12 protein-coding genes are annotated in these 14,131 nt (G+C 28.6%); 9 read left to right on the top strand and 3 right to left on the bottom strand.

Features of this window, described 5'->3' with window-relative positions; all coding sequences use genetic code 11:
* The first annotated feature begins 181 nt into the window (after positions 1-181).
* The gene (locus RWL85_RS02270) at positions 182-1,285 is read left to right on the top strand and encodes a hypothetical protein (protein ID WP_314084430.1); all 1,104 of its coding nucleotides are present in this window, start codon (positions 182-184) and stop codon (positions 1,283-1,285) included.
* Positions 1,285-2,295, top strand: coding sequence for an acyltransferase (locus tag RWL85_RS02265; protein WP_314084427.1), 1,011 nt, complete (start codon positions 1,285-1,287; stop codon positions 2,293-2,295). The genes RWL85_RS02270 and RWL85_RS02265 overlap by 1 nt, the downstream gene beginning before the upstream one ends.
* 94 nt (positions 2,296-2,389) lie before the next feature.
* On the opposite strand, the gene RWL85_RS02260 is transcribed toward RWL85_RS02265, so the two are convergent.
* Entirely contained in the window at positions 2,390-3,328 is a 939-nt protein-coding gene (locus RWL85_RS02260; RefSeq protein ID WP_399533438.1) for a DDE-type integrase/transposase/recombinase, read from the bottom strand.
* 241 nt (positions 3,329-3,569) lie between these two features.
* On the opposite strand from RWL85_RS02260, the gene RWL85_RS02255 reads away from it, so the two are divergent.
* From RWL85_RS02255 to RWL85_RS02225, 7 genes are read left to right on the top strand one after another with little or no spacing between them, the layout of a single operon-like run.
* A complete protein-coding gene (locus RWL85_RS02255; protein WP_314084421.1) occupies positions 3,570-4,250 on the top strand; it encodes a sugar transferase in 681 nt (226 codons plus the stop codon).
* Positions 4,251-4,284: 34 nt separating this feature from the next.
* On the top strand, positions 4,285-5,502 hold the full coding sequence (locus RWL85_RS02250) for a DegT/DnrJ/EryC1/StrS family aminotransferase (protein ID WP_314084418.1): 1,218 nt from the start codon (positions 4,285-4,287) through the stop codon (positions 5,500-5,502).
* On the top strand, positions 5,495-6,340 hold the full coding sequence (locus RWL85_RS02245) for a phosphorylcholine transferase LicD (RefSeq protein ID WP_314084415.1): 846 nt from the start codon (positions 5,495-5,497) through the stop codon (positions 6,338-6,340). Before RWL85_RS02250 ends, RWL85_RS02245 begins: the two co-directional genes overlap by 8 nt.
* Complete coding sequence (locus tag RWL85_RS02240) at positions 6,324-7,286, top strand: glycosyltransferase family 2 protein (protein WP_314084412.1); 963 nt, start codon at positions 6,324-6,326, stop codon at positions 7,284-7,286. The genes RWL85_RS02245 and RWL85_RS02240 overlap by 17 nt, the downstream gene beginning before the upstream one ends.
* A gap of 7 nt (positions 7,287-7,293) precedes the next feature.
* Complete coding sequence (locus RWL85_RS02235; RefSeq protein WP_314084409.1) at positions 7,294-9,429, top strand: LicD family protein; 2,136 nt, start codon at positions 7,294-7,296, stop codon at positions 9,427-9,429.
* Position 9,430: 1 nt separating this feature from the next.
* Positions 9,431-10,147: a phosphate ABC transporter permease gene (locus RWL85_RS02230; RefSeq protein WP_314084406.1), complete on the top strand. Its 717-nt coding sequence runs from the start codon at positions 9,431-9,433 to the stop codon at positions 10,145-10,147.
* 16 nt (positions 10,148-10,163) lie between these two features.
* A complete protein-coding gene (locus tag RWL85_RS02225; protein ID WP_314084402.1) occupies positions 10,164-11,156 on the top strand; it encodes an acyltransferase family protein in 993 nt (330 codons plus the stop codon).
* Between the two features lie 2 nt (positions 11,157-11,158).
* Here the strand turns inward: RWL85_RS02225 and RWL85_RS02220 are convergent, their stop codons facing one another.
* Both RWL85_RS02220 and RWL85_RS02215 read right to left on the bottom strand, forming a co-directional pair.
* Positions 11,159-12,634 (bottom strand): MBL fold metallo-hydrolase, encoded by a 1,476-nt coding sequence (locus RWL85_RS02220; protein WP_314084399.1) that lies wholly within the window; start codon positions 12,632-12,634, stop codon positions 11,159-11,161.
* Between the two features lie 13 nt (positions 12,635-12,647).
* On the bottom strand, positions 12,648-14,129 hold the full coding sequence (locus tag RWL85_RS02215) for an oligosaccharide flippase family protein (protein ID WP_314084396.1): 1,482 nt from the start codon (positions 14,127-14,129) through the stop codon (positions 12,648-12,650).
* Between the last annotated feature and the right edge of the window lie 2 nt (positions 14,130-14,131).

Genomic DNA, 14,131 nt, shown 5'->3' with positions numbered 1-14,131 from the left:
TTTAGTAATAGAGGTTTCTTTATTAAAATATTTTACATATTCTGTGGTTGCTTATTTGTTATCTATCTCGGGAATATTTTTACTTTATAAAGAAAAAAATATAGTTTTTCCTACTATACTTATATTTATAGGTATCTCTCTTAGAGTTCAAATAATATCAAGTCTTTTGGTATTATGTTTGGTGATAATCATATTTGAACTAATTAGGAATAAAAAGGTAAAACAAACATGTATTTTAATTAGTACAATTTTTATTGTAAGTTTAACTAATTGGTTATTTATACAAAGTAATGATGTAGAGAAATCTTATATAGAATGGAATGAAAAGAGTACTTTAATAAGGGATTATCCAGCTATTGATTATTCTGCAAAAAAAGAAAGTCTAGATAAGATAGGTATTACTGAAAATACTTTAGTAAGTCATAATTCTTGGATACTTTCAGAAAAAGAAATCTTTAGCAATGAGTTGTTAGATAATCTTGATAAAGTAAGATCAGTATCAGAAAAATATAACTTTTCAATTAAAGATATCCTCATTAAGTTTAAATCTAACGAGTTTTACAAGTCATTTACATTCTTTGTACTCCTTGTTTTTATTTTTTATAAATCTAAAAGTTTTTATGGATATCTGCTATTTTTATGCCCCATCGCTTTGTTAACAGCACTAATAGTTAGGCAAAGAATAGTAGAGAGAGTTTATATACCTATCATTATTCTAACTCTATTTATTTTTATTGTATATAGGAATGAGTTATTTATAAAAAGAAATTATAAATTATTGAATAATCTAGAAAACGTTATTTTTACAGCTACATGCATACTATTAATGGGCTCTATTTGGAACTATGGGAAAAATGAATTGTATTGGTTTAATTATCATCCTCATGATTTTAATAAAGATTATAATAATGTGCTAGTTAATAATAGAGAGAACTTATATGTTATTGCAGGTTATGGGAATTTAATTAGTTCACAACCTAATGTTAGTAAGGTATTTGTTGAGACAGATAAGTTAACAAAAAACATAATAACTTTTGGAACGTGGCAAACATTCTCACCGGAATATCATGATAAACTAAAAGGATTTGGAGTGAAAGATACGAATAATATTCTTTCTGGTGCGGTAAATAGTGATAATATTAAATTCATTTTACCTAAGGATTCTAGTGCTTTTGATAAAATTAGAGTATTGTTTAAGGAAAATTATGATAGAGATGTTTATTTTGTGAAAGAAAGTGATATTTCAAATGATATGAATATATATATATTAAGGAGTGACCAGTAATGAGTAGTAAGAGAATTGAATATATCGATATGCTAAAGGCTTTTTGTATAATCCTAGTAATAGCAGGTCATATGGGATACACTCCAATCAAGATGAAATTATTACTGTATATATTCCATATACCTTTATTTTTCTTTTTATCTGGAATGACTTTAAACGTAGCTAAGTATACATCATTCTTTGAATTCTTCGTTAGAAAGTTTAAAACAATAGTTATACCTTGCTTATTGATGAATATTTCTATATTTTCTATTAAATCATTTATCTTGCAACCGCAATTTATATTGAAAATAGATATTATACATTTCATAAAAGCAATGATAGTCGCTGATAGAATGCATATTTATTATCAACTGTGGTTTTTAAATGTATTATTCTTAGCAGAACTAGTTTGTTATTTTGCGATAAAATACAGTGATACATTATATAAATATATAATTGTATATATTGTACTTATATTGTGTGGTTGTTTAGGAAAAAAACTATATGAGATGGAATTTTGGTTAATTTGGAGTTTTGATCTTGTACCGTATGCGACTATCTTTATTTTATCAGGATATATATTGAGAAGAAATCTAGCCACGTTACAAAGTTATTTCAAAATATTATACTTTTTACCAGTTGTTGCGGTAAGTATCATATGTGGAGTTTACAACACTAGAGTAGACCTTTTTTATCAACAGATTAATTCGACTTTATTGTATTTTGTTGCTGCTTTCTTTGGTATCTGGGCAAGTTTTATATTATTTAAAAATATTCCAAATATACCAATACTAGAAAGAATTGGTGGTAACACATTGATATATTATGCATATCATTCACCAATAGTTTTATATATCTTAGATATAATTATGGAGCAACTTGCTGGTAAGTATACGGGAATATTTGTTAGTAATTATATAATAGCCATTGTAGAACTATTTTTAGCGATAATATTGTGTGAATTGATTGCTAAGATAATTAATAATACTTTTCCGTTTATTATTGGGAAATCATTTAAGACAACCTAATTTGGTTGTCTTTTTTACTTCCTGTACATTTGTAAATGATGTGAGACAAAAAAAGTTAAAAATAAATACCTGATATGATAGAGTTACAGAGAAGCTAGCTTCTCTGTAACTCTTGCCTTTTCTCAACAGGAGTTAGCCATCCTAAGGTCTGCATAGGTAGTCTATTAGAACGATAAAGATATTTCTTCATTTGGATAATAAGATCATCATAAGAATAAAAAGATAAGTATTTATAAAAACGTTCATTATCATTTCTATGACTTCTTTCAACTTTACCATTATGCCGTGGGGTTCTAGGTCTAATGAGTTGGTGTTTTATATCTAACTGATTACACAATGCATCGAAAGGATGTATTTGTTTAGTGTCCTTAAAGTGAGTAAATTCAAAACCATTATCAGTTTGTATAATTTTTGGTTTGTATCCAAAGAACGAAATAGCCATCTTAACAAATTGTACGGTTGAATAAGAAGATTGTTCCTTAAAAGGATAAATAAATCTTTCTCTAGAAGCCTCATCAATCATAGTATATTGATAAAATTTATCAGGATGTCTACCAGTGTAGCATTGTCTAGGGACATATTTTACATCAAGTTGCCATTTTTCTCCTAAAGTTTTTGGAGTGTTATAAGGTTTTGGTATATAAGGTTTAGCTTTTTTTTCGATATCTTTATAGAAACCTAATTTTCTAAGGATCCTAAATAATGAACAAGGATGTCTATTATATCCTTTATTAAATTTTAATTTTGCATATAGTTCAATCATAGAAATATTAGGATTTCTTTTAATTAGATTTTTAATCCAATCCAATTCTTCTGGGGTATGAGCATTTGGATGTTGGGAATGTGGTTTGTGAGACTTATCCATAAGTGATTCTTTAGTTCCATCATATTTTTTATTCCAACGCATTAAAGATGCTTTAGAAACTTTGTAACATCTACAAATAAAGTTAATAGAGTTTTTATTTCTATATGTTTTTACTGCAGCTAATCTTGTTTCTAAAGTCTGAGGTATATATCGTTGTGTATTTTGCATGTTTTCTGTTATAATAGTTTTCATAAGAGTAAATTCCTTTCTTGATTTGTCGTAATTTCATTATACAGGATTTACTCTTCTTTTTTTATATTTTGTCTCACATCAATTGTAACACTACACTAATTTGGTTGTCTTTTTTTACTTCCATTTCTTCAGTTCTATTATGAAATATGGTATAATAAAAGGATGAAATAAATTAGTAGAGCTAATTGAAGAAGTTGATTAGTTATTAAGGTGAAAGATGAATATTGATAATAGATTTGAAACAGAAGCGGTAAAAAAGTATAGAGCTTCGATTGAAAAGAAGAAGATATCGTTATTTCTGAAATTACTTTTTGATAAGGTATTGGCATTGATTTTGCTTATTCCTTTATCGCCGATAATTTTAGGAATAGCTATTTGGATAAAACTTGATAGTGAAGGTCCTGTGTTTTACAGGCAAGAACGCATTACAACTTATGGTCGTACTTTTAGAATATTTAAGTTTAGAACTATGGTTAAAGATGCGGATAAGCTTGGAACAGCTGTTACTCAGCAAAATGATCCTCGTATAAGTAAGGTAGGACATAAGCTTCGTAAATTGCGTCTTGATGAACTTCCTCAACTTATTAACGTACTTGTAGGGGATATGAGTTTTGTTGGAGTAAGACCTGAAATAGCGAAATATGTAGATAAGTATACTGATGAAATGAATGCGACATTACTTCTTCCTGCTGGGATAACTTCTCCAGCGAGTATTGAGTACAAAGATGAAGACGAAGTTATTGAGAAATTCAAAGGAAGTGGAAGAAGTGTAGATGAAATCTATGTGGAGGAAATTCTTCCGGATAAGATGAAATATAACTTAAAGTACATTGAAGAATTCAGTGTTATAAATGATATAAAAATAATGATAAGAACTGCTGTTGCGGTTGTTAAATAGAGTTAGCTAGATTTTTAATAATTAGGAGTTTGAGATGAAAAAATATAATATACCATTTTCTCCACCAGACATCAGTGATGGAGAAATTAACGAAGTAATAAACACTTTAAAATCAGGTTGGATTACAACTGGACCGAAGACAAAAGAATTAGAAAGAAGATTGTCAGAATTTACTAACACGCCGAAAACTGTTTGTCTTAATTCTGCAACAGCAGCTCTAGAATTAACATTACGTGTTCTAGGTGTTGGTGAAGGTGATGAGGTTATAGTTCCTGCGATGACATATACTGCTTCTTGTAGTGTGATTTACCATGTTGGAGCGAAGGCTGTTATCGTCGATATCGCTGAAGATAGTCATGAGATGGATTATGTTACTTTAGCCAATGCTATTACTGAGAATACTAAAGCTGTTATTCCTGTTGATTTAGCTGGGATTCCATGTGATTATGACAGAATTTTCGAAGTAGTTGAAAGCAAGAAACACCTCTTTAAAGCTAATAGCGCATATCAAGAAAAGCTTGGAAGAGTCGCTGTTGTAGCTGACGGAGCACATGCTTTAGGAAGTACTTATAAAGGTAAAAAAATTGGTTCGGTAGCTGATTTTACTACATTCTCATTCCACGCTGTGAAAAACTTCACTACTGCTGAGGGAGGAAGTGTAACTTGGAAAGAAAATCCAGATTTTGATAATGAAGAACTTTATAGAGAATACCAAATATATTCACTTCATGGTCAAACTAAAGATGCCTTAGCTAAAACAAAAGCAGGATCTTGGGAATATGATATTGTTATTCCTGGATATAAATGTAACTTAACTGATATTGCAGCCTCTATTGGATTAGTTCAACTAGACCGTTATCCTAAACTTTTAGAACGTCGTGAAGACATTATAGATCAGTACAATAAAGGATTTGAAGGGACTAGAGTTACAGCTTTAAGCCATAGTGCAGAAGATTATAAATCTTGTGGGCATCTGTATATAACTCATGTTGAAGGTGCTACATTTGAACAACGTGGTGAGATAATCATTAAAATGGCTGAACGTGGAATTAGCTGTAATGTACACTATAAACCACTACCATTATTAACTGGATACAAAAATTTAGGATTCGATATTGAAAATTATCCTAATGCGTATAATTATTATGTAAAAGAAATAACATTACCTTTACACACAAGGCTTAGTGACGAAGATGTCAACGTAATTATTGATAACTTCAAGGAAATAGTTGAGGAGGTAGTAGGTGAGTAGTTTAAAAGAAATTCAAAATAAAAGCTTAGAGATGGCTGAATATTTTGTAGAATTTTGTAAAAAATATGATTTACTTTGTTATCTTTGTGGTGGTGGAGCTATCGGCGGACTTCGAAATAAAGGATTTATCCCTTGGGATGATGATTTAGACTTTTTCATGCCTAGAAAAGACTATGAGAAACTTCCAGAACTTTGGAGAAAGTATGCCAAGGAACAATATTTTTTATCAAAAAGCGATAGTAACTTTGTCGATAGAAATCTATTTATCACGATTCGAGATAGAGAAACAACATGTATAAAACCATATCAGCAAGATTTGAATATGCCACATGGTCTGGCGTTAGATGTTATACCTTTAGATTATTATCCTAAGAATGAAGTGGATAGAAGAAAACAAGTTCGTTGGGCGCTTATTTATTCTTTATTCTGTGCGCAGACTATTCCAGAAAATCATGGAACGATAAAGAAATGGGGCAGTACGATTTTATTAGGTGTAATACCGAGTAAATTACGTTATAAAATCTGGAAAAAAGCTGAAAAAGAAATGACAAAATATACGCTTGAAGAAAGTGATGGGATAACAGAACTTTGTACAGGTCCTAGATATATGATGAAAAAATATCCAATTGAAGCATTCGAAGATAATATTTTTATAGATTTCGAAAATACTAAAATGCCTATACCTGTAGGATATGATATTTATCTGAAGACTGCTTTTGGTGATTATATGACACCACCTTCAAAAGAAAAGCAAGTACCACATCATGACGCGGTGATAAGTGATATGGAAAATAGTTATCTTAAGTATAAAGGGGAGTATTATGGGCGAAAAAATTAGTGTAATAGTACCAGTATATAATGTAGAACAATACCTAGGACGTTGTGTAGACTCAATTATCAATCAAACGTATAAGAATTTAGAAATTATTTTAGTAAATGATGGATCAACTGATAACAGTGGAAAACTTTGCGATGAATTAGCTAAGAGAGATGATAGAATAAGAGTTATTCATAAGGAAAATGGTGGTTTATCGGATGCGAGGAATACTGGTATAGAAGAAGCTGAAGCAGACTTAATTGGATTTATAGATAGTGATGATTATATTGATGAAAATATGTATGAGTTACTGATAGATAATTTAAGAGAAACTAATGCAGATTTATCAATGTGTGGTCATTATGATGTTTATAATAATGTTTCTGAAGCACAAGTAACTGAAAAGAAAACATGGACGCTTAGTCCCGAAGAAGCTATTAAGATGGTTATGGAAGCTAAGGTATTATCTGTTACAGCTGTTAATAAGTTATATAAGAAGAGTTTATTTTCAGATTTGAAATTTAACATTGGGAAAATTGCAGAAGATGCATTTATTATGATAAAACTTCTTGATAAATGTAATATAGTAGTAGCGACAAATGAAAAAAAATACTACTATGTGCATAGAGAAAATAGCATTACTACGCAAAAATTCTCAACTAAATTTCTAAATGTAATAGAAGCTTATGAACAGAATAAAGAGATTATTTTAGAGAAATACCCTGAATTAAAAGAAGTAGCTCAGATGAGAATGAATTGGGCGTATTTTTATGTATTAGATAGATTATTACTAGATAAAGATTATACTGATAAAAAATTAGAAAATAAGTTAATATCGTATTTAAAAGATCATAGTAAGAGTATTTTAACAGATTCATTATTTACAAAAGGTAGAAAAATTGGATTTGTTGCCTTATTATTGAATAGAAATCTATATAGAAAAATAATAGAGAAGAGAGGATATTAATTAGAGTATGTTAAAACAATTAGAAAAAAATTATTTTAAAATAAATCTGGCATTTATCTTAATTGTTGCGGTTTATTGTATGTGTGGTTTAATTGTTCCGCTACAATTTATTTCAGCTAACAAGATAGTTGCAGGGGGAATGACGTTGCTTGGAATTCTTTTAGCAACGTATAATTTAGTTATTAAGAAAGTATATCTGAAAATAAAAACAATAGAATATTTATTACTATTTTTTGCTTTTAATATAATTACTAGTATTCTAGTGATATCTTATGGTTATTCTACAAATATTAAAAATACGTTGATATTTTATATTTATTTCTTAACAGTATTTCCTATATTTACTGGAATTACTAGAGAAGAGGGTAAAACATTATATAATTATTTTTTCTATATGGTTACTGTACTTAATACATTTGGAGTATTAGTCTCATTAATTCAATTCGTATTATTGAAAGGCTACAGAGTACATGACTATAAAGGATTGTATATTAGACAAGGGTTTATAGAATCTAGATTATTCGGTATTTTAGCAAGTCCTAACTTTTTATCGTTAGTTTCATTAATTGTAATTATATTTTTAGCTTCAAAAATCTGTAGCATTGTGAGAAACTATAGATATTTAACTTATACAGCTATTGCATTGAATTTTATCTATATTGTACTATCTGGTTCAAGAACAGCTTTTATTTGTACAATATTAGTATCTGTAGTATATGCATTTGTAATGTTTTACCAAAAAGGGAATGCTAAATCTATATTTAAGGTGATTTTAGCGATAATAGTTGTTTTATTTAGTTATAAAGCTGTTAATTATACAAGTGAACAATATTTAAAATATAATAAAGAACGAATAGAAATTAAAGATAATAATCTATCTCTTGAAAGAACAGATACAAGTGAAGAAAATATATCTAATAATAGATTTGCAATTTGGAAATCTACAGTATCTTTTGTACCTAAAAAACCTGTTTTTGGTTACTCTGGTGGGAATTGGTATGAAATAGGTAAGAAGATCAATCCAGATGAATATATTATAAGAGAACACTACCTTACTCATAATGGATATTTAGAAATTATGTTCTATAATGGGATAACAGGATTTATTTTTATGGGAATATTTATATTATCATTTTTCATATTAATGATAAAAAGAATACTTAAGGAAAAGAATGATGGAATAATAAATAAGGAACTATTATCTGTATTTCTAATGTTATTAGTAATATTAGTATCTAATTTATTCTTAAGTTCGACACTTTATGGTATCTCACTATTGGGTATGATACTATTCTTAATATCCGGATATTATTATTCAATAATTACTTCTGATAGGAGTAATTATAAAAAATTAGATATGGATGAAATCAAAGAGATAGAATTAGGTATCATGGATTATATTCATAATATCTGTCAGAAAAAAGAAATTAATTATTCATTAGCATATGGAAGTTTGCTAGGTGCAGTAAGGCATAAAGGATTTATTCCGTGGGATGATGATTTGGACATTTCTTTAAAGAGAGATCAGTATGATAAATTATATAAAGCTATTTTAGAAGATAATGATAATATTTATAAGGTTGTTTCTTGGGAAAACGATTCTAGATATCCGTATCCGTTTTACAGAGTGTATGATAGCAGAACTGTTTATGAAAATAATTATATTCAAAATGATATAGAATTGGGTATTTGCGTAGATGTATTTCCTTTTGATAACTATATAGACATAAATAAAGAAGTTACCAAATTAGATATGTATCGCCGTCTTTCTGTATACACTTTGTATGGTATAAGAAATAAAAAAGCAGGTATTAAGAATCTTATCCGTTATATACTATTAGTAGTATTTAGATTAACTAGAGTTAAAACTTGGAATAAAAAACTAAACGCTTATTCTAGAATGGGTAGTGAAAGTGAATGTATCGATTATTTAATGGAATCTAAAAAATACAGTACTAAAATCAATGCTAAAGCATTAGTTGCTGTAATTGGATGTAAGTTCGAGGATAGAGTTTATAATATTCCTAGAGATTATGATCATATTCTTACTACAATTTATGGTTCTGATTATATGGAAATACCACCAGTAGAAAAAAGAATACAGCATGACAATTTTGTAGCGTATATAAAAAAGGAGAAGTAATATGTTGCAATGGCTTAAGAGAAGTTTAGCTAGTTTTTTAGGTGATAAAAAAGATGTGGTTAAGAACTTCCCCTTAATAAAAAAATTAAATGAGAAAGCTAATATAGAATTAGATTCAAAAAGAAGTAATTTGTTAAGAGAAAATTTTGAGAAAATTTTGAATGTTGTTTATAGTTCTAATTTGAAGGATTATAATATTTGGTTGGATTTTGGAACGTTATTAGGTTACTACCGAGAAAATGATTTTATACACCATGACTTGGATATGGATTTCGGAGTTCAAGTTTCAAATTTTGAAGAATTCGAAGTGGTAGAAAAATATCTTACAAATAATGGATTCAAAAGAATGAAAGAATTTTATTATAATAAAAGTTTAGTTGAATTATCTTACAGCTATAAAGGGCTTAATGTAGATTTTATTATCTATAAAAAAGAAGATGATAAAATCTCTTCTGACACAATATTTTTTATGATTAATGCATTAGGGAATCCTACTAGATATGAGGTCTATCATTATAAAATACCATTTGTAGGGATAAAAGAATGTGATTTTAAAGGTGTGAACGTGAAGATACCTAGTAACACTGAGGAATATTTGAGAACTTTATATGGAGAAGATTTTAAGACTCCTAATACTAACTATAATTGGAAAGAAAATCCAATTTATAAACGCGGGGATGCAGACTTAGCTGAGGTTATTTTACATAAGGGGAATTAAGTTAGAGGATAATATTATGGAAAATAGAATAGTATTATGGGATAATCTGAAGTTTTTTCTTGTAACTTGTGTTGTGATAGGGCATTTTGCAGATCAATTTACTGGTTTATCTAATGTTTATGATAGTATATTTTTATTTATATATTCGTTTCATATTCCGCTGTTTATTTTTATAGCTGGATTGATGTTCAAGAATAAGAATATTACAGCTAAAGCTATATTTTATATAAGTATTGGCTTTGCGTATAAAATAGTTTCAGCAATAGTGGAAAGGTTACTCGGGACAGTGAAGGTTGAATTTTTCTTGTTATGGGATGGTGGGCTTTCATGGTTTATGTTTGCCTTGGCGGCATATATAGTAATTTTAAAAATAATTGAGAAACAGAACAAGGAATATATTTTAATGTTTTCGATCGTATTGGCTTGTTTTGTAGGATATGATCCAGGAATTGGAGATTTCCTATACTTATCAAGAATAATAATATTCTTTCCGTTCTTTTTAAGCGGGGTATTATTACAAAACTTTGATATAGTGGGTCTTAAAGCTAAAGAATCTAAATATAAATTCTTAGCTGGACTCATTATTGTAATTTGGTTAGGGTTGTGTGTTTTTGAATTGGATATTTTTTATCGATTGAGATATTTATTCACAGGAAGAAATCCATTCTTTCCTCAGATAATGAGTTACGCTCCATTAGCAAGATTAGCTAGTTATACCATATCTTTTGGAATGTGCTTTGCTCTTATAATGCTGATGCCTAATCGAAGAATGTTCGTAATTACAGACATGGGGGAAAATTCTATAAATGTATACTTCTGGCATATGCATATATATTATATTTTGAATAAAGTATTCAATATCTCTAATGTATTTAATTATGGAGTTAGTGGAAAACTAGCGTTTTTATTAATGGCAGTGTTATTGAGTATGATACTATCTCATAAGATTTTTAGTTTTCCAATAAGACAAATAAGAGAACAAATATTTTTTAATAAAGAAGCATCGTGATTTTAATAACTACGATGCTTTCTATTTTTTATTTTATAGCCTATATATATGATTATTGCTATTAGCACAATTGCAAGTGGATAGTTTTTATAATCAGAAAGGCTAAGTCGTCCATCATTATTTGTATGAAGGAAACCGATCCATTTATCTTTGCTTAAAGTTCCATTAGCTTCGAAATGATAGAAGTTTTCCCATTCATTTTTTGCTGCTCTTCCATCCTTTTTGAAATAATATTTAGAAGTTGAATCAATTTCTTTCCATGAATCTGTTAACATTCCGTTATTTTTATCTATGTAGTAGAAGGTATTGTTATCTTTAACTACTCCTGTTTTTAAAGAACCATTATTGTTAAAGTAGAACCACTTGTTATCAAGGTATTTCCAACCTACTGCAACAGTACCTGAATTAAAGAAATAGTACCAATTATCGTTGTGCTGTGTCCAACCATCTTCAGGGGCTTCATTTTTCCAATTTTTAAATTTTAATATATTATTTTCATTATAAAATCCATAGTGAGGATAATCATTAGAAATGTCTTTTACGTCTCCATTATTAAACTCTAAAGAAATTGCTGCTCTGTCTAGCTGACCAGCATTTATAATGCTGATATTTTTTTGTTTTAGATATTCCGTATATTTTTCTTCTACAGGTCTAATACCTGTTTTAATAATTTTTTTAGGATTAAGTTTATCCACAAATTCTTTCGTATTTGATTTTGTTGTTTCTACATGATGATTAAATTTCATAACATCTACTTGACCGATTAATGGACCATATTTTTCTTCAAGGTGTCTTTCAGTATTTTCTAAATCCCCACCTAAGAAAATTTTAGTATTGTTTATGTTTACTATTGCCAAGATAGAATTTAAATTGTCATCATATACTTTTTTTAACGAACCGTCACTTTCGTACTCATTTTCATAATTTAACAAATCAATTTTAATATCTCCAAGTGTTAGATGTGAATCTTTTTCTGAGATATCTTGAATAATTTCAGTATTAGTTTCTTTTGCTGCTTTTAATGCTCTTTCGTATCCGTATAAATTATCCCAAAGTCTAGTTTTATCAGAAATTCTATCATCACTATATTTTTTAATGTATAGTTTTCCTGTTGGGATAGATTTTAGTACGTCATGTGCAGAACCAACATGATCTGAATGTGCATGAGTTATAATAATGAAATCAAACTTTTTAATTCCCAATTGTTTTATATGCGCAAATAATCTATCTTGGGTAATTTTCTTTTTATCTTTTGTTATCCCTTCTCTGTCAGGGTATCTAGAGTCTGAACCATCTGGATATGAGAAATCTTCCCCTGTGTCAATCATAGCGTAATGACCATTACTTTCTAGTATCATAGCGTCTGACCATTCAGCTACGGTAATAATATGTAATTTATCATTAGCTTTAGCATATGCTGTTGGCAGAGAAGTTATAAATAATAGTGTTGTTATAATTATTGTTTTTAAAAGTTTCATAAATGCTCCTTTATTAACTCTTTTTAATTTTACCTTTAACCATATTTATCGCATAGTATATTGCTGAATCTTTTAAGATTGCTAAGGTGATTATGTAATAAATTCCACAGATTGATATAACTGTACAAACCATAAGAATCATATTTAATGTGATTTCATAAGAGTGAATCTGAAATGCGAATTTAGATATGAAATATATTGGAATAAATCCGAGTGATACTATAAGGTATTTATACAACGGTGAAAATACAGATTCAAAGTTTATTAATTTATGTTTTTTAATAAACTGTATCTCTAGCAATACAACTAGTCCTTCAGCGAATATTGTTGTACCAATATAATACTCAGGTTTAAAAATATTACAAAAGTATAGCACAGAATTTAATATTACATTTAATCCACCACCGATAAAGTAAAATGAAGTCAACTTACTTTCAAAGTCGTTGATGAACATAATTTGTTTTCCTAATATTGTCTCAACAGCCCAAACTATAGTTCTAATAGCAAAGATGCTCGTTACTATTCCTGCTTCTAGGTATTTTTCAGATGAATAAATTACGGTTGCGTAAGTTCCTAATATCATTATTCCGATACTAGTCGGCATCATTAGGAAGAAGAAAAGAGAAGAACCTTGGTTGATTAGGTTTTCGTATGCATCATAATCTTTTTTTCCTAAATAATATCCCAGTCTTGGTAAACTAACACTTAGAGCTCCACTAAGCACACTTGCTATAAGCATAACTATATTGAAAGATATAGTATAGTATGAAATATAGTTCGTATCAGGGCTCTTCGTAATAAACATTCTATCTAGTAGAGTATAAAGCATATTAGCATTTGCTAATAATAGCATTGTTGTTAGTGCCTTTGTAGATGTTAACAAGTCTTTAATATTAATCTTAATAAATGAAACTTCTCTTTTTATCCATAAGAAACTTAGTAGATAGTTTAAGATTGTAGTAGCGCTCATTATGATTGCGTATGGTATAATGTCATCTTCTGTTTTTACAAATGCGAATATTGATACTAACATAGCTATTCTAATAAATAGTGTTTTATATAGAATAAATGTGTAGTTTTCGTATGCTTCATTCATCCATTCAATATTTAAAAATTGGAATAGCGCTTGAATTCCAAGTATATAATACAGCAGTTTTAGATTTTCTGTTTCATATTCCCCTACGCTAATAAATATAAAATATAAAGCCGTTACGGCAATTGAAGTAATTACGGATATATAAAATAGTTTTGAAAATACGTAATTAATTTTATTTTTATCATCTTTAACTTTACTTATTGATCTAATTCCGTAGTTATAAATACCGAAAGCAGCTATAGGAACGACAAAGCTAGCCCAGGTATTTGCTGTGTTGAAATAACTATAGTTTGATTTACTAAGTATTCTAGTTAAGTAAGGATTAGTGATTAATGGAAAAACTATGTTTAGTACATTAACCATTAAACTTGCTAATGCATTAACTTTTATGTTTTTCATAA

The sequence above is a fragment of the uncultured Gemella sp. genome (assembly GCF_963515875.1).
Classification (GTDB): Bacteria; Bacillota; Bacilli; order Staphylococcales; family Gemellaceae; genus Gemella.
Note: the sequence above shows the minus strand (reverse complement) of the source record. Positions and strands in the feature narration are given on the sequence as shown.

Coding starts and splice junctions, on each gene's coding strand:
- RWL85_RS02215 (WP_314084396.1), bottom strand. CDS start 14,129: ATGAAAAACATAAAAGTTAATGCATTAGCAAGTTTAATGGTTAATGTA.
- RWL85_RS02230 (WP_314084406.1), top strand. CDS start 9,431: ATGTTGCAATGGCTTAAGAGAAGTTTAGCTAGTTTTTTAGGTGATAAA.
- RWL85_RS02220 (WP_314084399.1), bottom strand. CDS start 12,634: ATGAAACTTTTAAAAACAATAATTATAACAACACTATTATTTATAACT.
- RWL85_RS02235 (WP_314084409.1), top strand. CDS start 7,294: ATGTTAAAACAATTAGAAAAAAATTATTTTAAAATAAATCTGGCATTT.
- RWL85_RS02255 (WP_314084421.1), top strand. CDS start 3,570: ATGAATATTGATAATAGATTTGAAACAGAAGCGGTAAAAAAGTATAGA.
- RWL85_RS02240 (WP_314084412.1), top strand. CDS start 6,324: ATGGGCGAAAAAATTAGTGTAATAGTACCAGTATATAATGTAGAACAA.
- RWL85_RS02265 (WP_314084427.1), top strand. CDS start 1,285: ATGAGTAGTAAGAGAATTGAATATATCGATATGCTAAAGGCTTTTTGT.
- RWL85_RS02260 (WP_399533438.1), bottom strand. CDS start 3,328: ATGCAAAATACACAACGATATATACCTCAGACTTTAGAAACAAGATTA.
- RWL85_RS02250 (WP_314084418.1), top strand. CDS start 4,285: ATGAAAAAATATAATATACCATTTTCTCCACCAGACATCAGTGATGGA.
- RWL85_RS02225 (WP_314084402.1), top strand. CDS start 10,164: ATGGAAAATAGAATAGTATTATGGGATAATCTGAAGTTTTTTCTTGTA.